This window comes from Pantoea sp. Mb-10 (assembly GCF_021272205.1).
GTDB lineage: Bacteria > Pseudomonadota > Gammaproteobacteria > Enterobacterales > Enterobacteriaceae > Pantoea.
In genome coordinates, this window is the sequence record NZ_JAJSDX010000003.1 from 470846 (window position 1) to 489134 (window position 18289).

20 protein-coding genes and 1 other RNA gene are annotated in these 18289 nt (G+C 56.3%); 14 read left to right on the top strand and 7 right to left on the bottom strand.

All coding sequences use genetic code 11. From position 1 onward, the window contains the following. Positions 1–81 precede the first annotated feature (81 nt). The 3 genes from LU196_RS08220 (at position 82) to sstT (ending at position 3766) form a co-directional block, all read left to right on the top strand. Complete coding sequence (locus LU196_RS08220) at positions 82–1068, top strand: Gfo/Idh/MocA family protein (protein WP_232758366.1); 987 nt, start codon at positions 82–84, stop codon at positions 1066–1068. A 262-nt stretch (positions 1069–1330) separates the two neighbouring features. Beyond that, a complete protein-coding gene (locus LU196_RS08225; protein ID WP_232758365.1) occupies positions 1331–2302 on the top strand; it encodes a TerC family protein in 972 nt (323 codons plus the stop codon). Between the two features lie 228 nt (positions 2303–2530). Further along, positions 2531–3766, top strand: coding sequence for a serine/threonine transporter SstT (sstT, locus tag LU196_RS08230; protein ID WP_232758364.1), 1236 nt, complete (start codon positions 2531–2533; stop codon positions 3764–3766). A 52-nt stretch (positions 3767–3818) separates the two neighbouring features. Here the strand turns inward: sstT and LU196_RS08235 are convergent, their stop codons facing one another. The 3 genes from LU196_RS08235 to uxaC are packed head-to-tail and all read right to left on the bottom strand — an operon-like array spanning position 3819 to position 8180. Then, positions 3819–5309 carry a UxaA family hydrolase gene (locus tag LU196_RS08235; protein WP_232758363.1) on the bottom strand — a complete coding sequence of 497 codons (1491 nt, stop codon included), beginning with the start codon at positions 5307–5309 and terminating at the stop codon, positions 3819–3821. A 4-nt stretch (positions 5310–5313) separates the two neighbouring features. After that, positions 5314–6762 (bottom strand): tagaturonate reductase, encoded by a 1449-nt coding sequence (locus LU196_RS08240; protein ID WP_232758362.1) that lies wholly within the window; start codon positions 6760–6762, stop codon positions 5314–5316. Continuing rightward, positions 6762–8180 carry a glucuronate isomerase gene (gene uxaC / locus LU196_RS08245; protein WP_232758361.1) on the bottom strand — a complete coding sequence of 473 codons (1419 nt, stop codon included), beginning with the start codon at positions 8178–8180 and terminating at the stop codon, positions 6762–6764. Before uxaC ends, LU196_RS08240 begins: the two co-directional genes overlap by 1 nt. 390 nt (positions 8181–8570) lie before the next feature. Between uxaC and LU196_RS08250 the strand changes: the two genes are divergently transcribed. The 10 genes from LU196_RS08250 to LU196_RS08295 all read left to right on the top strand — a co-directional run bounded on the left by LU196_RS08250 (position 8571) and on the right by LU196_RS08295 (position 15327). Further along, on the top strand, positions 8571–9872 hold the full coding sequence (locus LU196_RS08250; RefSeq protein WP_232758360.1) for an MFS transporter: 1302 nt from the start codon (positions 8571–8573) through the stop codon (positions 9870–9872). 87 nt (positions 9873–9959) lie between these two features. Next, entirely contained in the window at positions 9960–10733 is a 774-nt protein-coding gene (gene exuR / locus LU196_RS08255) for a transcriptional regulator ExuR (protein WP_232758359.1), read from the top strand. Between the two features lie 321 nt (positions 10734–11054). Further along, a complete protein-coding gene (locus LU196_RS08260; protein ID WP_232758358.1) occupies positions 11055–11729 on the top strand; it encodes a DedA family protein in 675 nt (224 codons plus the stop codon). Further along, positions 11729–12097: an EnvZ/OmpR regulon moderator MzrA gene (gene mzrA, locus LU196_RS08265; RefSeq protein ID WP_232758357.1), complete on the top strand. Its 369-nt coding sequence runs from the start codon at positions 11729–11731 to the stop codon at positions 12095–12097. The genes LU196_RS08260 and mzrA overlap by 1 nt, the downstream gene beginning before the upstream one ends. Positions 12098–12267: 170 nt before the next feature. Continuing rightward, complete coding sequence (locus LU196_RS08270; RefSeq protein ID WP_232758356.1) at positions 12268–12642, top strand: DUF1090 domain-containing protein; 375 nt, start codon at positions 12268–12270, stop codon at positions 12640–12642. Positions 12643–12676: 34 nt separating this feature from the next. After that, complete coding sequence (locus LU196_RS08275; protein ID WP_232758355.1) at positions 12677–12982, top strand: YqjD family protein; 306 nt, start codon at positions 12677–12679, stop codon at positions 12980–12982. 2 nt (positions 12983–12984) lie between these two features. Continuing rightward, on the top strand, positions 12985–13380 hold the full coding sequence (locus LU196_RS08280) for a phage holin family protein (protein WP_232758354.1): 396 nt from the start codon (positions 12985–12987) through the stop codon (positions 13378–13380). Then, positions 13377–13661 (top strand): YqjK-like family protein, encoded by a 285-nt coding sequence (locus LU196_RS08285; RefSeq protein WP_232758353.1) that lies wholly within the window; start codon positions 13377–13379, stop codon positions 13659–13661. Before LU196_RS08280 ends, LU196_RS08285 begins: the two co-directional genes overlap by 4 nt. Before the next feature lie 203 nt (positions 13662–13864). Continuing rightward, on the top strand, positions 13865–14275 hold the full coding sequence (locus LU196_RS08290; RefSeq protein WP_232758352.1) for a DoxX family protein: 411 nt from the start codon (positions 13865–13867) through the stop codon (positions 14273–14275). A 77-nt stretch (positions 14276–14352) separates the two neighbouring features. Continuing rightward, entirely contained in the window at positions 14353–15327 is a 975-nt protein-coding gene (locus LU196_RS08295) for a glutathione S-transferase family protein (RefSeq protein ID WP_232758351.1), read from the top strand. 30 nt (positions 15328–15357) lie between these two features. Here the strand turns inward: LU196_RS08295 and mdtI are convergent, their stop codons facing one another. After that, a complete protein-coding gene (gene mdtI, locus LU196_RS08300) occupies positions 15358–15687 on the bottom strand; it encodes a multidrug/spermidine efflux SMR transporter subunit MdtI (RefSeq protein WP_232758350.1) in 330 nt (109 codons plus the stop codon). Then, positions 15674–16024: a multidrug/spermidine efflux SMR transporter subunit MdtJ gene (mdtJ, locus tag LU196_RS08305; RefSeq protein ID WP_232758349.1), complete on the bottom strand. Its 351-nt coding sequence runs from the start codon at positions 16022–16024 to the stop codon at positions 15674–15676. Before mdtJ ends, mdtI begins: the two co-directional genes overlap by 14 nt. Before the next feature lie 172 nt (positions 16025–16196). Between mdtJ and LU196_RS08310 the strand changes: the two genes are divergently transcribed. Continuing rightward, positions 16197–16700: a hypothetical protein gene (locus LU196_RS08310; RefSeq protein ID WP_232758348.1), complete on the top strand. Its 504-nt coding sequence runs from the start codon at positions 16197–16199 to the stop codon at positions 16698–16700. Between the two features lie 284 nt (positions 16701–16984). Here LU196_RS08310 and rnpB read toward each other — a convergent pair. Both rnpB and rsmI read right to left on the bottom strand, forming a co-directional pair. Next, positions 16985–17361, bottom strand: an RNA gene (rnpB, locus tag LU196_RS08315) — RNase P RNA component class A. A gap of 33 nt (positions 17362–17394) precedes the next feature. Continuing rightward, positions 17395–18258, bottom strand: coding sequence for a 16S rRNA (cytidine(1402)-2'-O)-methyltransferase (rsmI, locus tag LU196_RS08320; protein ID WP_232758347.1), 864 nt, complete (start codon positions 18256–18258; stop codon positions 17395–17397). Positions 18259–18289 lie beyond the last annotated feature (31 nt).

Consider the following 18289-nt stretch of genomic DNA (forward strand, 5'->3'; position numbering starts at 1 on the left):
ATCGCAGGATCAAATTTCCCCCCGCAGAGCAACCGCCGCGACATGCTACCCTGCCTCCTTTCTCATGCAGGAGTGAATCGGATGATACGTTTTGCGATCGTCGGGACGAACTGGATTACCCGTCAGTTTATTGATGCCGCGCTTGAATCGGGCAAGATGACGCTCAGCGCGGTCTACTCGCGCCAGCAAGCGCAGGCGGAGGCATTCGCCGCCGATTACGCCTGCTCACTGACCTTTAGCTCACTGGAGGCGATGGCGGCCTCTCCGGCAATCGATGCGGTCTATCTCGCCAGCCCTAACGCCCTGCACTGTGAGCAGGCGCTGCTGTTTCTCTCGCACGGTAAACATGTCATCTGTGAGAAGCCGCTGGCGTCGACGCGGCACGAGGCAGAGGCGATGATCGCCTGCGCACTGCGGCATCGCGTCGTGCTGTTTGAAGCCTTCAAAACCGCCAGTCTGCCCAATTTTTTGCAGTTACAAACCGCGCTGCCCAGGGTGGGGAAATTACGTAAAGTGCTGCTGAACTATTGCCAGTACTCCTCGCGCTATCCGCGTTATCTGGCCGGTGAACGCCCCAATACGTTTGAGCCGCGCTGGTCAAACGGCGCCATCATGGATATTGGCTTTTACTGTCTCGCCACCGCCGTGGCGCTGTGGGGTGCCCCCCGTCGGGTACAGGCGCAGGCCACGCTGCTGGAGAGCGGCGTGGACGCGCACGGCGTGGCGGTCCTGGATTACGGGGATTTTGACGTCACGCTCCTGTATTCCAAAGTGAGCAACTCGCAGATCCCCAGTGAAATTCAAGGCGAAGAGGGCTCGCTGATCGTCGACAAACTTGCCGAGATGCAACCGCTGCGCTTTGTGCCACGCCACGGCGAAAGCCAGGATCTCACCCAGCCGCAGCACGCCAATACCCTGCGCTACGAAGCGGAGACCTTTGCTGCATGGGTGACGGAGGGCCACGTTGATCATTCCGCGCTGGCACGCATGCGCCTGACTGCCGATCTGCTCACGCAGATCCGCCAGCAAACGGGCGTGGTGTTTCCTGCCGACCGCCCACAAGTGTAAATATTTCAAAATATGTCCAAGCGGCGATTGAAAGTGTTCGTCGTTGCTCGTATGTTAAGTGCTGCAAAGGGGAGTAACTTGTAAGCTGATTGATCGTCATTACGGTGCGCAGGCATCCGGTCATCAGGCAACCCGGAATCTATTCTGTGTTGTAAGTGAGACCTTGCCGGAAGGCGAGGTTTGCTTGCAGCTTAAAAAAGCGGCTAACGTCTTCTGACTATGCCGCTTTTTTTATTTCTTTTATTTCGCACAGGATACGACTATGCAAACTGTTGGCACACCACTTCTTTGGGGCAGCTTCGCTGTCGTTGTGCTTATCATGCTGGCGATTGATCTCCTGCTTCAGGGTCGTCGCGGTGCACAAACCATGTCATTCAAACAGGCGGCCGTGTGGTCACTGGTTTGGGTCTCTGTTTCTCTGCTGTTTGCCGCGGCGTTTTGGTGGTATCTCGACGGCACCGCCGGACGAGAAGTGGCCACTGCGCAAACGCTCGCGTTCCTCACCGGCTACGTGCTGGAAAAAGCGCTGGCGGTAGACAACGTTTTTGTCTGGCTCATGCTCTTTAGCTACTTTGCTATTCCTGCCCAACTGCAGCGCCGCGTGCTGATTTACGGCGTATTAGGCGCGATTATCCTGCGTACCGTGATGATTTTTGCGGGTAGCTATCTGGTGACGCAGTTTAGCTGGATCCTCTACATCTTCGGCGCATTCCTGCTGATTACCGGCGTGAAAATGGCCCTGGCCAAAGAGGATGACGAAAACGCCGTAGGGGATAAGCCGGTGGTGCGCTGGCTGCGCAAGCATCTGCGCATGACCGATAATCTGGAAGGCGAAAAATTCTTTATCCGCAAAAATGGCGTGCTGTTTGCTACCCCGCTGCTGCTGGTGCTGATTATGGTGGAGCTGAGCGATGTGATTTTCGCCGTTGATAGCATCCCGGCGATTTTTGCCGTGACCACCGACCCCTTTATCGTGTTGACCTCTAACCTGTTTGCGATTCTCGGCCTACGCGCCATGTACTTCCTGCTCTCCAACGTGGCGGAACGCTTCTCCATGTTGAAATATGGCCTTGCCATCGTGCTGGTGTTCATTGGTATTAAGATGCTGATTGTGGAGTTTTACCACATTCCTGTGGCGGTCTCGCTCTCGGTGGTGGGCGTGATTCTGGGCGGTACGTTGTTGATTAACGCCTGGGTTAACCACAGAAATGACCGAAAAGGGATATCGCAATAATCTTCTGCAGGGGCGTTAATCGCCCCGCTATTGTTTTGCCTGTGCCAATTTCCGCCTTTCATCGCTCTGTCACAAAACCCATCACCAGCAGATCAAAAACCCGATCTACCGCTCAACCACAGAATTATCTCTTTTCTCACTAACGCATTTCCTTATACTCCGCCGGGCAAACCGTTTAGCGCGGAGTAACCGCGCACGTCACCCATACCGCAATAAAAAGACCGTAATATGCAAAACACACTCTTAGGACGTCTGGGCGCGTTATTCGCAGGAAGCCTGGTGAAACAAATCATGATTGGCCTGATCGCAGGCGTGGCGCTGGCGTGGTTCTCGCACGATGCCGCGCTGGCCGTTGGGCTGCTCGGTGAACTCTTCGTGCGCGCGCTAAAAGCGGTGGCGCCGCTGCTGGTGCTGGTGCTGGTGATCGCTTCTATCGCCAACCACCAGCAGGGCCAGAAAACCAACATCCGCCCCATTATCCTGCTTTATCTCATCAGCACCTTTTTCGCTGCCGTTGTCGCCGTGATTTTCAGTCATCTGTTTCCCCAGACGCTGTCCATGAACGTGGGTGCCACGCAAATTACCCCGCCGTCAGGTATCGCCGCCGTGCTGCATGGCCTGCTCATGAGTATGGTCGCAAACCCTATAGACGCGCTGATGAACGCCAACTACATCGGCATTTTGGTATGGGCGTTAGGCTTAGGGTTAGCGTTTCGCCACGCCAGCCCCAGCAGCAAAGCCTTTCTGAATGATGCCTCTCATGCGGCGACGTGGGTGGTACGCTGCGTGATTCGCTGCGCGCCGCTGGGCATCTTTGGCTTGGTCGCCTCCATCCTGGCCTCGACCGGCTTCGACGCGCTGTGGGAGTACGCCAACCTGCTGGCGCTGCTGCTGGGCTGTATGCTGGTGATGGCGCTGGTGGTCAATCCCATGCTGGTGTGGCAGAAGCTGCGCCGCAATCCGTATCCACTGGTGTTCACCTGCCTGCGCGAAAGCGGCGTGACCGCCTTCTTTACGCGCAGTTCAGCCGCCAACATTCCGGTAAATATGGCGCTGGCTAAGCGTTTGAACCTGGACGAGGATACCTACTCGGTGTCGATTCCGCTGGGTGCGACCATCAGCATGGCGGGTGCCTCCATCACGATTACCGTGCTGACGCTGGCCGCCGTGCATACGCTCGGCATTGACGTGGACGTGCCCACCGCCATTCTGCTCAGCCTGGTGGCGTCGCTGTGCGCCTGTGGCGCCTCCGGTGTGGCGGGTGGATCGCTGCTGCTGATCCCCGTGGCCTGCAATATGTTTGGCATCCCCAACGATCTCGCCATGCAGGTGGTCGCGGTGGGCTTTATTATCGGCGTGCTGCAGGACTCCGCCGAGACGGCGCTGAACTCCTCCACCGATATTCTGTTTACCGCGGCGGTGTGTCAGGCCGATGCGGAACGCGGCGTGCGCGCCGCATCGTAATCTCATCAAACAGGGCGCCCATTCGGCGCCCTTTTCGCAGCAGCGCCGCGGTTTACAGCGTTACCCCACTTTTAAAAATCGCCAGTTCGCGAAAATCATTCACTTCATTGCGCGCCGGTTTGCCGTTGGCGATCGCCACGATCAGATCGACAAACTCGTTGAGCAGCGCAGACATGCTTACGCCTTCCAGCAGTTGCCCGGCGTTGAAGTCCATCCAGTGCGGTTTCTTCTGTGCCAACTCCGAATTGGTGGCGATTTTCACTGTCGGCACAAAGCCCCCGTAAGGCGTGCCGCGTCCGGTGGTGAACAGTACCATGTGGCAGCCAGCGCCCGCTAAGGCGCTGGTGGCAACCGCATCGTTGCCGGGCGCACTCAGCAGATTGAGGCCCGGCGTGGTGAGGCGCTCGCCGTACTTCAGCACATCCACCACCTGGCTCTGCCCCGCTTTTTGCGTACATCCCAATGACTTCTCTTCCAGCGTGGTGATGCCGCCCGCTTTGTTGCCGGGTGACGGATTTTCATAAATCGGCTGCTGGTGATCGATAAAGTAACGTTTGAAGTCGTTGATCATGGCTACCGTCTTCTCGAACGTGGCCCGATCGCGGCAGCGGCTCATTAAGATGCGCTCGGCACCAAACATTTCGGGCACTTCCGTCAGCACCGTGGTGCCGCCGTTGGCAATCATTTGATCGGAAAAACCGCCGAGCAGAGGGTTGGCGGTAATCCCCGAGAAGCCGTCTGAGCCGCCGCACTCCAGACCAAACTTGAGCTCACTGAGTTTACCGGATTCACGCCTGTCGTGGCGCATCACCGCGTAGAGGGCATGCAAACGGGCCACGCCGGCCTCGACTTCGTCATCCTGTTTCTGGCACTCCATAAACTGCACGCGCTCAGCGTCGTAGCCGCCCAAGGTCTGGCGGAAAATATCGACCTGGTTGTTTTCACAGCCCAGGCCAATCACCAGCACCGCGCCCGCATTGGGATGACGCACCATGTTTTGCAGCATAGTGCGCGTGTTCTCATGATCCTGGCCCAGCTGCGAACAGCCAAACGGATGGCTGAACAGGTGAACGCCATCGATATCCGGCGCATCCTGGGTCTCTTTAAGGAAGCGGGTGACAATTTGCCGCGCAATGCCATTGACGCAGCCGACGGTGGGCAAAATCCACAGCTCATTGCGAATGCCCACCTCACCCGTGGCACGCCGGTAGATCTGTACCTCACGATCGGCCGCCTGCGCGGGCAGCGTGAGAAAATCCGGCTGGTAGTCGTACGTGTCGACATCGCTAAGGTTGGTGCGGGCGTTACTGGAGTGAATCAGCTCACCGACCGCAATTTGCTGGGTAGCATGCGCAATCGGTAGGCCATATTTGATCACCAAATCAGCGACGTTCAACGGCTGGAGCGCAAACTTATGGCCGCGGTCAATCGCCTGCGGCAGCGTAATCACCTCGCTGCCAATCGTGACCTGATGCTGAGCGGGCAACGCACGCAGCGCAACAGCGACGTTATCACGGGTATGAATTCGAATCGCATCTTGCATAGGGTTATCTCAGTTGTGCCAGCGCCGCCCGCATGCCATGGGTGACGATATGTTGCAGATGTTGATGCACGGTGGCTTGCAGTCCGGGCCGCTGCGTGAGGTCTTCGCCCCAGTGTGCAGCGTCGCTGAGCGCAGCGTGCACCAGCTGATCCAGAGGCAACGTGCCCTGATGCACCGCTGACCACCCTGCAGCAAAGCGCTGTAGCCAGCGCGCATCGTCTTGTAATGTCCAGCGTCGATCGCCCAGCTCGCCTTGATAAAAAACCAGCAGTGCCGCAAAAGCAAAGGTCAGTCGAGGCGGCCAGACGCCGCTGTTCTGCTGCGCTTGCAGCAGTTGCGGCAGCAGGCGCGTGCGGAATTTCGTCATGCTGTTGAGCGCGATAGCGAGTAACGCATGGTGGATAAAGGGATTACGGAAGCGGCGCTGTACGGCATCGGCGAAGGCATGCAGTTCAGGCGCGGGCAGATCCAGCGTAGGAATAATCTCTTCGCGCAGCAGCGCATCCACAAATGCCGTGACTGCCGGGTCGTCCATCGCCTCGCCCACGCTGTCAATGCCTGCCAAATAGGCAACGGGCACCATCGCGGTATGTGCGCCGTTGAGGATCGCCACTTTCTGCGCCTTATAAGGCGTGATGTCCGCCACCCGTTTCACCTCAGGCGCGAGCGCCGCCAGCTTGAGCTCCTGTTCCAGGGCTTCTGGCCCTTGAATCACAAATTGGTAATACACTTCGCCCGCCACCAAAAAGCGATCTTCATAGCCGAGCTGCGTCGCGATCGCCGCGCTGTCTGCCGGGAAGCCCGTGACGATGCGATCGACAAGCGTGTTGTAAAACGCACAGTGCGTCTGCACCCAGTCGATAAACGCCGAGGGAAGCTGCCAATGCTGACTGTATTGCAACACCCGTTCGCGCAGCGTATCGCCGTTATGGTCAATCAATTCGCACGGCACAATCAGCCACCCTTTGTCGGCAGCCCCGGAAAAATGGCTAAAGCGCGCCCACAGTAGCTGCGTCAGCATGCCCGGAAAAGTCGCCGCGGGCGCACCGTCCAGCCGATCTGCGGCGTCAAAAATAATGCCGGCCTCGGTGGTATTGGAAAACACAAAGCGCATCTGCGGTGCGCGTGCCAGCGCCAGGAAGTCCTCACATTGCTGCCACGGTTGGATCTCGCGGTTCAGGCTGCGAATCAGTCGGGTATCGCTGACCGCTTCACCCGCCGCGTTGAGGCCGCGAATCAGCGTGGTGTACAAACCATCCTGCTGGTTCAGCGTCTCTGCCACCTGACGATTACGCGGCCTCACCACCACCACCCCGGTATCAATGCCGTGATGCTCATTGAGCCAGTCGAGTTGCCAGTCGATAAAGGCGCGCAAGAAATTCCCTTCGCCAAACTGAATGGCCCGTTCGGTATAGCGCGCGCCGGGAAAGTTCTGCCGATTCAGACGCTGCATTACCCTTCTCCCAGCGCAATGCCGAAATAGTCACGCGCATTGTTAAAGCAAATATTTCGCACCATCTGCCCGAGCAGCGCCTCGTCGGCGGGCGCTTCACCGCGTACGACCCAGTTGCCCATCATTTGGCACAGCAGGCGGCGGAAATATTCATGGCGCGTATAGGAGAGGAAACTGCGGCTGTCGGTTAGCATGCCAACAAAGCGGCTAAGCAGGCCCATCTGTGCCAGCTGCGTCATCTGTCGCTGCATGCCGTCGAGCTGATCGTTGAACCACCACGCGGAGCCAAATTGCATTTTGCCGGGCGTGCCTTCGCCCTGAAAATTGCCCGCCATGGTCGCCAGCACTTCGTTATCACGCGGGTTGAGGCAGTAGAGAATGGTTTTCGGCAGCGCATCCTGGCGATTCTGCGCATCCAGCAGCCGCGCCAGCGGGATCGCCAATGGCGCATCGTTAATGGAATCGAACCCGACGTCAGGACCGAGCAGGCCGTACTGCCGCTGATTGGCATTGCGCAACGCGCCAATGTGATACTGCTGCGCCCAGCCGCGTTGGGCATATTCGCTGCCCAGCCATACCAGCACGGCGGTTTTAAACTGGGCGGTTTCGTGCGGCGACGGCGCTGCGCCCTGCAGGCGACGCGCGAGGATGCCGTCCAGCGTCGCGTCATCAGCCTCGGCAAACAGCACCACGTCCAGCGCGTGATCGGAAATTTTGCAGCCGTGCGCGGCGAAATGGTCAAGACGTTTTGCGAGTGCGCGACGCAAATCGTCAAAGCGCTGCACGCTGACGTCCGCGACCTGTTCTAAACGCGCGATCCACGGCAGGAACGTGTCCAGCTCGATATTAAACGCTTTATCTGGCCGCCAGCTCGGCAGCACCTTGATAGCAAAGCTGGCGTCCTCCGCCAGCGCGCGGTGGTGCGTTAAGTCATCCAGCGGATCGTCCGTGGTCCCCACCATCTTCACGTTCATCTGTTGCATGATGCCGCGCGCACTGAAGGCCTCCTGCGCCAGCCTCTCATTGCACGCATGCCAAACGCGATCGGCGCTCTCGGCATTCAGTAACACATCGGTGAGGCCAAACGGCCGGCGCAGTTCTAAATGCGTCCAGTGGTAGAGCGGATTGCCCAAGGTGTGCGGCACGGTGCGTGCCCAGGCGTCAAACTTTTCACGATCGCTGGCGCTGCCGGTGCAGAGCGCTTCTGGCTCACCGTTGGCCCGCATGGCACGCCACTTGTAGTGATCGCCCTTGAGCCAAATGTCATAAAGGTTAGTGAAGCGGTAATTCTCCGCAATCTGCTGCGGCGGCAGGTGGCAGTGGTAGTCAAAAATCGGCTGGTCTTTCGCATAATCGTGGTACAGACGGCGAGCAAACTCGCTATCGAGGAGAAAATCCTCACCCATAAATAACGACATACCTGTTCCTCTCAAGGTCGCGATCGGCTAATCCCTAAAAGTTATCATACCAATTTTAGCGATCGACAAAATTGTTTGCGATGCACTTCACAATAATGTCACTGCGCACAGGGATATATGGACAAAATCAGCCGCAAATATTGATTTTACTGCCGTTATTCAGGGGGTTAAGTTGAACGCACAGCGCATGCAGGGTTTTTGTGATGGCTTTCACCTTTTAAAGTTGTATAACAAGTTAACCTCTCGCTTCATTGTTGCCAGTGTGCTGGCACAGGCAAGGAATCAGGCGGCTTTACCGCGCCTGCGGGCGTGAAGCAGCCGCTTCATGTGCAGTCCCGCTCCAGATAACAACAGCGGCTACGCCGCAACGACAAACTGGAAGAGGTTAAAATGCGTAAGATCAAAGGGCTACGCTGGTACATGATTGGGCTGGTGACGCTGGGTACCGTGCTCGGCTACCTGACGCGTAATACCATCGCCGTGGCGGCGCCCACGCTGGAGACGCAGCTGGGCATTACCACGCAGCAATACTCCTATATCGTCGCCGCCTATTCGGCGTGCTATACCGTGATGCAGCCGGTCGCTGGCTATGTGCTCGATCTGCTGGGTACAAAAATTGGCTATGCGATGTTTGCCGTGCTGTGGGCTATTTTCTGCGCTGCTACCGCCATGGCGGGCAGCTGGGGCGGCTTTGCTCTGGCGCGTGGCGCCGTGGGGGCAGCGGAAGCCGCCATGATCCCGGCGGGATTAAAGGCCAGCAGCGAGTGGTTCCCCGCCAAAGAGCGTTCCGTGGCGGTGGGTTACTTCAACGTGGGCTCCTCAATCGGAGCCATGCTGGCGCCGCCGCTGGTGGTGTGGGCTATCGTGGCACACAGCTGGCAAATGGCGTTTATTATTACCGGCGTGCTGAGTTTTGTCTGGGCGATGTGCTGGCTGGTGTTTTATAAGCACCCGAAACAGCAAACGAAACTTAGCGAGGAAGAGCGCCATTACATCATCGCGGGCCAGGAGCTGCAGCACCAAACCGGCAACAGCAAAAAAATGTCGGCGCGCCAGATTCTGCGCAACCGGCAGTTTTGGGGCATCGCGCTGCCGCGCTTTTTGGCGGAACCGGCGTGGGGAACGTTTAATGCGTGGATCCCGCTTTTTATGTTCAAGGTGTATGGTTTTAACCTGAAAGAGATCGCGCTGTTTGCGTGGATGCCGATGCTGTTCGCCGATCTCGGCTGTATCGTAGGGGGGTATCTCCCCCCGCTGTTTCAGCGCTGGTTTGGCGTCAACCTGATTGTGTCGCGCAAAATGGTGGTCACGCTGGGTGCCGTGCTGATGATCGGTCCTGGCACCATCGGCCTGTTTACCAGCCCTTATGTGGCCATTGGTCTGCTCTGCATCGGCGGATTTGCCCACCAGGCCCTTTCCGGCGCATTGATTACGCTCTCGTCAGACGTTTTTGGCCGTAATGAAGTGGCGACCGCCAACGGCTTGACGGGCATGGCAGCATGGACAGCCAGCACGATGTTTGCGCTGGTGGTCGGCGCTCTGGCGGATACGTTAGGCTTTAGTCCGCTGTTCGCCGCCCTGGCGGTGTTTGATCTGCTCGGCGCCTGCGTTATTTGGACCGTACTGAAAAATAAGCCTATCTCTGAACTGGAAACCGAGGTGGCCGCGCCTGCCGCCGCTGCGCGTACCTAGCGCTGACGGGCTGGCTTCCGCCAGCCCGTTTCTTCCGCACAGCTAAAGTGGTATAACAACTCAACGTTTTTTAATGCAGACCGCACCATGGATTTGACCGAACCCCGACGTCTTTATCAACAGCTTGCCAGTGAACTAAAGCGCCGCATTGAAGCCGGTGAGTTTCAGGTGGGCGATAAACTGCCCGCCGAACGCGCGATCGCCGAAGAGAGCGAGGTGAGCCGCACCGTGGTGCGTGAGGCCATCATCATGCTGGAAGTGGAAGGCTACGTGGAAGTGCGCAAAGGCTCGGGCATCCATGTTATCAACACGCAGCAGCAGAACCGCATGATGACGCCGAGCCAGCTGGAGTTTGCCAGCTTTGGCCCTTTCGAGCTGCTTCAGGCGCGCCAGTTAATTGAGAGCAATGTCGCGGAGTTTGCCGCCACGCAGGTGACGCGCCAGGATATCCTGGCGCTCATGGCGATTCAGGAACATGCCCGACGCGAAGATCACTTTCGCGACTCCGCGTGGGATATGCAATTTCACGTCCGTATTGCACAGTCAACGCAGAACAGCGCGCTGGCGGCCATTGTAGAAAAAATGTGGCTGCATCGATTGCACAATCCCTATTGGCTGAAATTGCATGAGCACATTGATGCCCGCAACATCACCAGCTGGTGCGACGATCACGATCAGATTCTGAAAGCGCTGATGCGCAAAGATCCCGCCGCCAGCAAACTGGCGATGTGGCAACATCTGGAAAACACCAAGCAGATGTTGTTTGATGCCACCGCAGATGATTTCGAATTCAACGTTGATCGCTATATGTTTGCGGACAATCCCGTCATTCTTCCTGAAGGCACCGAAAACCCGCAGTGACTCCTCGCCATTTTCAGAATAATCGGTCAGTTAATCTGCAATAATGTCAGCTCGTGTAAAACTCCTTTTGGCACGCTGTGTCAAAAGGTAAAACTCCTGTGCGACAGCGACTTTACGCTGTCTGGATACCTTTATTTTTGTTACAGTTATCGCCCTTTTCTTACCCTTTGCGACAGGGTTTAAAAAAGTCGCTGATTTAACAATCAATTCTGGAAGGAACCGGAACTCCCGCACAGGCGACCTATTAAAATTTATAACTCGTCTCAGCCTGCGCCCACGCCCCTAACCGGCACGTTTAACAATGATGTTCAGGAATGATTGATGGATATTTTGCAGGCATTGCTGCATGCCTTGTGGCAGCAGGATTACGAAATGCTCTCCGATCCCACCCTGGTGTGGGCGATTTATGCCGTGTTGTTCATGATTTTGTTTCTTGAAAATGGCCTGCTGCCTGCGGCATTTCTGCCGGGTGACAGCCTGTTGATTTTGGTGGGCGTGTTGATCGCCAAAGGCACTATGGGCTTCCCCCTTACGCTGTTGGTGCTCACGACAGGCGCCAGCCTTGGCTGCTGGGTCAGTTATATTCAGGGCCGATGGCTGGGTAACACGCCAACGGTACAGAAATGGCTTTCGCACTTGCCCGCGCAATATCATCAGCGCGCCCACAGTCTGTTTCACCGCCATGGACTCTCCGCGCTGTTGGTCGGCCGCTTCATTGCCTTCGTCCGTACCCTTCTGCCAACGATTGCGGGGTTATCAGGCCTGAGCAACACGCGCTTCCAGTTTTTTAACTGGGTGAGTGGCTTCCTGTGGGTGCTGATTTTAACCGTGCTGGGCTTCGCGCTGGGAAAAACCCCGCTTTTTCGCCGTTATGAAGATCAGCTGATGTTTTTATTGATGATGCTGCCGCTGGTGCTGCTGGTGGTTGGCCTCATCGGCTCGCTGGTTGTGCTGTGGCGTAAACGTCAGGCGACGCGCAATGGGAATTCACAGTGATGAAAAGGATACGTCGTATGCCCAAGCGCTGGCTTGCTTGGGCCGTAGCGGGCGCATTGGCCCTGCTGGCGGTGGTCATTGTGCCCAATCTGCTTCAGCATGAAACGGTGATCAAAATCCGCGTGGCCCACAGCGGGTCCAATTTACCGGACGGTTTTTATCTTTATCAGCAGCTCAGCGCGCAGGGCGTGCGCATTAAAAGTATTACCCCTTCAGGCGATGCGTTGGTCATTCATTTCGAAAATGAAGAGCAGAGCCTCGCCGCGCAGAAAGTGCTGCAGCGCCTACTGCCACAAGGCTTCGTTGTGGCAACCGGTACGCAAGCCTTGCAGCAGGCCGTCGCGGCTAATCGCACCACATACAGTTAACGATGTCGTCTGGCGCTGCGCCAGACGGCGATTTATCCCCGCTATCTCCTCGTGCTTTTTGAATTTTTTCATCCGCTGTCTATCCTTACTGTAGCGCGAGTCCGGAATATGCTGGGATGCCTCTCCTGCCCGGTCTATGGCAGGTCATCAACAATGGAAGGTCAAACCTGATGAAACACCCCTTACTACTGGGCGCCATTCTCTTCTCTCTTTCCGGCTCACTGATGGCAGCAGAAACGCTCTGCCAGCAGAAAGAGCACGATATTCAGCGCGAAATTGAGATGGCGAAACAGCACAACAACCAGCGCCGGGTGAACGGACTGGAACGCGCTTTAACGGAAGTACAGGCAGATTGCAGCGATAAAAAGTTGAAATCGGCCCACGCCGAACGCGTTGCGGCTCAGAAGCACAAAGTTGCGGAGCGCGAGCGCGAGCTGCAGGATGCGCGCAAGGACGGCGACGATAAGCCAAAGATTGAAAAGCGTGAACGTAAGTTAATGGATGCCCGTCAGGCGCTGAAAAAGCTCGAAGCTGAGCCCTATTAACCGGATTTAATTAGACGACGTAATGGAGAACTTCATGTCCAAAGACACCACCTCTGAACATCTGCGCTCAGAACTCAAAAACCTCGCGGATACGCTGGAAGAAGTATTAAGCAGCGGCGCGGATAAGTCGAAATCTGAGCTGGATCGCCTGCGCCATAAAGCGCGTAACGCGCTTGAAAGCTCGCGTGAACGCTTGGGTGATTCTGGCGAGCGCATTGCGCAAACCACCCGTGAAGCCGCGGAAAAAGCAGAAGATTACGTGCGTGAAAATCCGTGGCACGGCGTAGGCATCGGCGCAGCGGTCGGTGTGCTGATCGGCATCCTGATCTCACGGCGCTAACAATGAATGAGAGCCAAAGCCACGGCCCAGGCAAGGGGGTCTTTCACGTAGGTCAGCGCCTGGTGACAACGCTGGTTGGCATGGTCGAGACGCGTGTGCGTCTCGCCGTTGTCGAACTGGAAGAGGAGAAGGCCAATCTGATCCAGATGTTGATCATGATTGGTTTGACCATGCTGTTTACCGCTTTCGGTTTGATGAGCCTGATGGTGCTGATCATCTGGGCAGTCGATGCGCAATATCGTCTGATTGCGATTGGCGCAACCACTGGCGTACTCTTCTTGCTGGCATTGATCTTCGGCCTGTGGACGTTGCGTAAATCGCGCCAGTCGACGCTGCTGCGCCATACGCGCAAAGAGCTGTCATCGGACCGAAAATTACTGGAGGAGGATCGCGCATGAGCCGTAAGGAACGCGAGGCGCGCATGCACGATCTGCTCAATGAGATCCAGCAGCAGCGCTTGGATCTCAGTGCGGCAGGACGCGACTGGCTGACCAGCACGGCGCACTACGATCGCGGCTGGCTCACGCTGCTGAGCATGCGACGCTATCTGGCCATCGGTAGCAGCGCCTTAGCAATATGGTCGATTCGCAGTCCAAACCGTATTCTGCGCTGGGCAAAGCGCGGATTTGGCGTGTGGAGCACCTGGCGCATGATCAAATCGTCCCTGCCTTCGCGCTGACCTCTGTTTAAAACCGGATCGCATTGATTCGGTTTCTCTTCATCAAAATCCCTGAATAACACTGACAGTTTAACTCGCTTACAACTGTTGCACCCTGCGATTATTATCTCACTCCATCAGCCCAGCGAACTGAATATTACGGTTCAGCGGGAAAAAAACCTGCAGGTCAATTACCTGCAACAAATCACTTGTTGGAGTAGATGATGAAAAAATTCGAAGATTCTGGCCTGCTGCTGGCGCGCGTATTAATGACCATTCTGTTTATTACTGCCGGCTGGGGCAAAATTACGGGCTATGCGGGCACGGCACAGTACATGCAAGCCATGGGCGTTCCGGGCTTTATGCTGCCGCTGGTGATCCTGCTTGAATTGGGCGGCGGGCTGGCCATTCTGTTTGGTTTCCTGACGCGCTTTACTGCGTTGTTCACCGCCGGTTTCACCTTGCTGACCGCGTTCATTTTCCACAGCAACTTCGCTGAAGGTGTTAACCAGCTGATGTTTATGAAAAATCTCTCAATCGCGGGTGGCTTCCTGGTGTTGGGTCTGGTGGGACCTGGCGCGTACAGCATCGATCGTCTGATTCGCAACCGCGTCGCACCTGCTACCGCGCGTTAAGCATTTACGCGGATTGCCACATATACTGAAGTACTGAGGCGAGGATTTTCCTCGCCTTTTTCATTTACGGAGGGCTTATGGGACAGCTGATTGACGGTGTCTGGCATGATACTTGGTACGATACGAAGTCAACCGGTGGCCGCTTCAAACGTTCAGAAGCAGTGTGGCGCAATTGGGTCACCGCCGACGGCAGCGCTGGCCCCACGGGTAAAGCGGGTTTTGCCGCCGAACGCGATCGCTACCATCTTTATGTGTCTCTTGCATGTCCGTGGGCGCATCGCACGCTGCTTATGCGCCAGCTTAAAGGCTTGGAGGAGATGATTTCGGTTTCTGTCGTCCATCCGCTGATGCTGGAAAACGGCTGGACGTTTGATGACGATTTCCCAGCCGCGACCGGCGACGCGTTGTATCAACATGAATTTCTGTATCAGCTGTATCTGCATGCCGAGCCGTACTACAGCGGACGCGTCACTGTCCCTGTGCTGTGGGACAAACAGCAGCACACCATTGTGAGCAATGAGTCCGCCGACATCATTCGCATGCTGAATAGCGCGTTTGACGCCCAAGGCGCGCTGGCAGGCGACTATTATCCCCTTGCGCTGCGTGACCATATTGATGAGCTGAACGGTTGGATTTACGACACGGTCAATAACGGCGTGTACAAAAGCGGGTTTGCCACTTCTCAGACGGCTTACGACGAAGCCGTCACGGCGCTGTTTCACTCCCTGGCGCGGCTGGAGCAGATCTTAGGTCAGCACCGCTACCTCACGGGTGATAGCCTGACCGAGGCCGATTTGCGCCTGTGGACGACGCTGGTGCGTTTTGATCCGGTGTACGTGACCCACTTTAAATGCGACCGTCACCGTATTAGCGACTACTTCAACCTCAGCGGCTTCCTGCGTGATATTTATCAGATGCCAGGAATAGCGGAGACGGTCAATCTTGCTCATATCCGCCATCACTATTACTGCAGCCACAAAACCCTCAATCCCAGCGGCATCATTTCCCTTGGCCCTGCGTTCGACTGGGAAGCCCCCCACGGTCGCGGATAACCGCTGTGCGGGCCATTGGCCCGCACTTTGTCAGGCAAATTTAATCAGCATCATGCCCAGCAGCAGCAGTACGATGCCGCTCCAGCCGGTGTTATTCAAACGCTGGCCAAACAGGATCCAGCCCGCCGCCACCGTTGCCACCAAGCCAAAGCCTCCCCACAAAGCGTAGGCCACCGATAAATCGATCCCCTTGACCGCCTGCGCCAGCGCTGCAAACGCAGCCAGCACCGCCATCAACGAACCAAGGCCGTAGACCGGGCGACGAAAGCCGCTGGAATATTTCAACAAGATGTTCGCGGCAATCTCCAGCACAATAGCCAGCGCCAGCCATGCCACGTGGAGGTTATTAAGCAGCGTCATTTTCACCCTCCCGATGTCCCAAGGTCCCTGATTTAACCAGCACGATGCCTGCCACTAATGTTGTCAGTCCAGCGATTTTCATCAATGAGATCGCTTCATCGAACAGCGTCACGCTAAACAGGGTGATAAGCAAAATGCCTATCCCTTCCCACATGGCGTAAGCCACCCCGAGCGCAATTTTTTTTACTGCAAACGATAAGAAAATATAGGAAAGGGCAATCATCGCGAGCATAAAAATATACCCCGCGCGACCACCGTGCAGGCTGGCCCACTTCATACTCAGCGTGCCGGTAATTTCAGCGACAATGGCTAACGCTAATAAAATCCAGTAGCGCATATTATTCTCCTGAATACAAAAACAGTGCCGCGTTGTTAAACGCGTCAAATGAAGGATGTATTGTCTAACAGGAGAGCGGAGCTACAGCGCGAAGCGCCAATGCCTATCGCAACGGGAGAGGGTCAAAACAGAGGGAGCATACCTGAGAAAAACAGCCAAAAGGCCACTATTTTTGTCCATAATATTACAACTTATCCACGTTCTTGCTTTTCATGTGTGGATGAAACATTGTCCTCAGCAATTAAACACACGCCTATTTTGGCATAACACTCTTTTTATTTTCGGCGGATTTTCATTTCTTTACCATGTGAAATTTGCGTTACGACGACGTGACTGCGTTTTTATTTTCAACATCCTCTACAACCCGAAAGAATATACTTCTTCAGCATTTTCATTTTTATTAACGCGTTTATCTGCAGGCACGTCAGCGCACAAAGTAAAACGCCCGCCGGGAGATCCCTGCGGGCGTTTGGGGGATGCGTCGACACTGACCGGTAAGCCGCGTGCTTTTGTGAAGAGCGGAGTGGACAGGCATTTATGGCACGTCAGCGCACAAAGTAAAACGCCCGCAGGGTTTCCCGGCGGGCGTTCGGGGGATGCGTCGACACTGACCGGTAAGCCGCGTGCTTTTGTGAAGAGCGGAGTGGACAGGCATTTATGGCACGTCAGCGAATAAAGTAAAACGCCCGCAGGATTTCCCTGCGGGCGTTTAGGTGATGCGTCGACACTGACCGGTAAGCCGCGTGCTTCTGTGAAGAGCGGAGTGGACAGGCATTTATGGCACGTCAGCGCACAAAGTAACACGCCCTTAGGGATTTCCCTGCAGGCGTTCGGGTGATGCGTCGACACTGACCGGTAAGCCGCGTGCTTTGTGAAAAGCAGAGTGGACAGGCACTTATGGCACGTCAGCGCATAAAGTAAAACGCCCGCCGGGAGATCCCTGCGGGCGTTTAGGTGATGAGTCGAAACTGACCGGTAAGCCGGGTTCTGTCGTGGACAGTCATTCATCTAGGCCAGCAATCGCTCACTGGCTCAAGCAGCCTACCCGGGTTCAGTACGGGCCGTACCATGTGAACCCCTATTTGGCCTTGCTCCGGGTGGAGTTTACCGTGCCACGGACTGTTGCCAGCCGCGCGGTGCGCTCTTACCGCACCCTTTCACCCTTACCTGATCCCATTGCTGGGCCATCGGCGGTTTGCTCTCTGTTGCACTGGTCGTAGGCTTGCGCCCCCCAGGCGTTACCTGGCACCCTGCCCTATGGAGCCCGGACTTTCCTCCCCTCTGCCCGTCTCCCCCAAAAGGGACGACGACAAAGCGGCGACTGTCTGGTCAGCTTCGGCGCGGGATAATAGGCGATCCGCAGCGATTTGTCACGCCTCTTGCTGCGCCAGTGCATATTTATACAGCGCGTTTTTCTTCACGCCGTGTATTTCCGCCGTCAGCGCCGCCGCCTTCTTGAGCGGCAATTCGCTTTGCAGCAGCGTCAGCGTACGCAGCGCCTCGGCAGGCAGCGCCTCTTCATCCGCATGATGTCCTTCCACAATCAGCACCATCTCGCCTTTGCGCCGATTCTCATCTTCCTGCACCCATGCCAGTAGCTCACCCACCGGCGCGCCGTGCAGTGTCTCCCAGGTTTTGGTGAGCTCGCGCGCCAACACTACGTAGCGATCGCCGCCCCACACGCTAACCATGTCCTGCAGGCTATCGAGTAAACGGTGCGTGGATTCATAGAAAATCAGCGTGCGAGGCTCGTTTTCCAGCGCGCGCAGGGCATCACAGCGTCCCTTACTTTTCGCAGGTAGAAACCCTTCGTAACAGAAACGATCGGACGGCAATCCCGCCGCGCTTAATGCTGTAATAGCGGCGCAGGCACCCGGTAAAGGCACAACGCGCACGCCAGCTTCACGACAGCGGCGCACCAGATGATAGCCCGGATCGTTGATCAGCGGCGTGCCAGCATCGGAAACCAGCGCTATGCTTTGTCCGGCTTGCAGCTTAGCTAACAGCACCTCCGCTTTTTGCTGTTCGTTGTGGTCATGAAGTGCGAACAGTCGCGCATTGATGGCGAAATGTTGTAGCAACAGTCCGGTATGACGTGTATCTTCCGCAGCGACCAGATCGACGCTCGCAAGCACCGTCAGCGCACGCTGCGTGATATCACCCAAGTTACCGATCGGGGTAGGAACGATATAGAGCGTGCTGGCAGAAATCTCTGCCCGATCGAGTTGTTTCATTGTTTCATCCGAATTGCCGATTTAATATTGA

Coding starts and splice junctions, on each gene's coding strand:
- LU196_RS08250 (WP_232758360.1), top strand. CDS start 8,571: ATGCGTAAGATCAAAGGGCTACGCTGGTACATGATTGGGCTGGTGACG.
- mdtI (WP_232758350.1), bottom strand. CDS start 15,687: ATGACGCTGCTTAATAACCTCCACGTGGCATGGCTGGCGCTGGCTATT.
- LU196_RS08225 (WP_232758365.1), top strand. CDS start 1,331: ATGCAAACTGTTGGCACACCACTTCTTTGGGGCAGCTTCGCTGTCGTT.
- rsmI (WP_232758347.1), bottom strand. CDS start 18,258: ATGAAACAACTCGATCGGGCAGAGATTTCTGCCAGCACGCTCTATATC.
- mzrA (WP_232758357.1), top strand. CDS start 11,729: ATGAAAAGGATACGTCGTATGCCCAAGCGCTGGCTTGCTTGGGCCGTA.
- LU196_RS08240 (WP_232758362.1), bottom strand. CDS start 6,762: ATGCAGCGTCTGAATCGGCAGAACTTTCCCGGCGCGCGCTATACCGAA.
- LU196_RS08260 (WP_232758358.1), top strand. CDS start 11,055: ATGGATATTTTGCAGGCATTGCTGCATGCCTTGTGGCAGCAGGATTAC.
- LU196_RS08235 (WP_232758363.1), bottom strand. CDS start 5,309: ATGCAAGATGCGATTCGAATTCATACCCGTGATAACGTCGCTGTTGCG.
- exuR (WP_232758359.1), top strand. CDS start 9,960: ATGGATTTGACCGAACCCCGACGTCTTTATCAACAGCTTGCCAGTGAA.
- uxaC (WP_232758361.1), bottom strand. CDS start 8,180: ATGTCGTTATTTATGGGTGAGGATTTTCTCCTCGATAGCGAGTTTGCT.
- LU196_RS08275 (WP_232758355.1), top strand. CDS start 12,677: ATGTCCAAAGACACCACCTCTGAACATCTGCGCTCAGAACTCAAAAAC.
- LU196_RS08290 (WP_232758352.1), top strand. CDS start 13,865: ATGAAAAAATTCGAAGATTCTGGCCTGCTGCTGGCGCGCGTATTAATG.
- LU196_RS08280 (WP_232758354.1), top strand. CDS start 12,985: ATGAATGAGAGCCAAAGCCACGGCCCAGGCAAGGGGGTCTTTCACGTA.
- sstT (WP_232758364.1), top strand. CDS start 2,531: ATGCAAAACACACTCTTAGGACGTCTGGGCGCGTTATTCGCAGGAAGC.
- mdtJ (WP_232758349.1), bottom strand. CDS start 16,024: ATGCGCTACTGGATTTTATTAGCGTTAGCCATTGTCGCTGAAATTACC.
- LU196_RS08295 (WP_232758351.1), top strand. CDS start 14,353: ATGGGACAGCTGATTGACGGTGTCTGGCATGATACTTGGTACGATACG.
- LU196_RS08285 (WP_232758353.1), top strand. CDS start 13,377: ATGAGCCGTAAGGAACGCGAGGCGCGCATGCACGATCTGCTCAATGAG.
- LU196_RS08270 (WP_232758356.1), top strand. CDS start 12,268: ATGAAACACCCCTTACTACTGGGCGCCATTCTCTTCTCTCTTTCCGGC.
- LU196_RS08220 (WP_232758366.1), top strand. CDS start 82: ATGATACGTTTTGCGATCGTCGGGACGAACTGGATTACCCGTCAGTTT.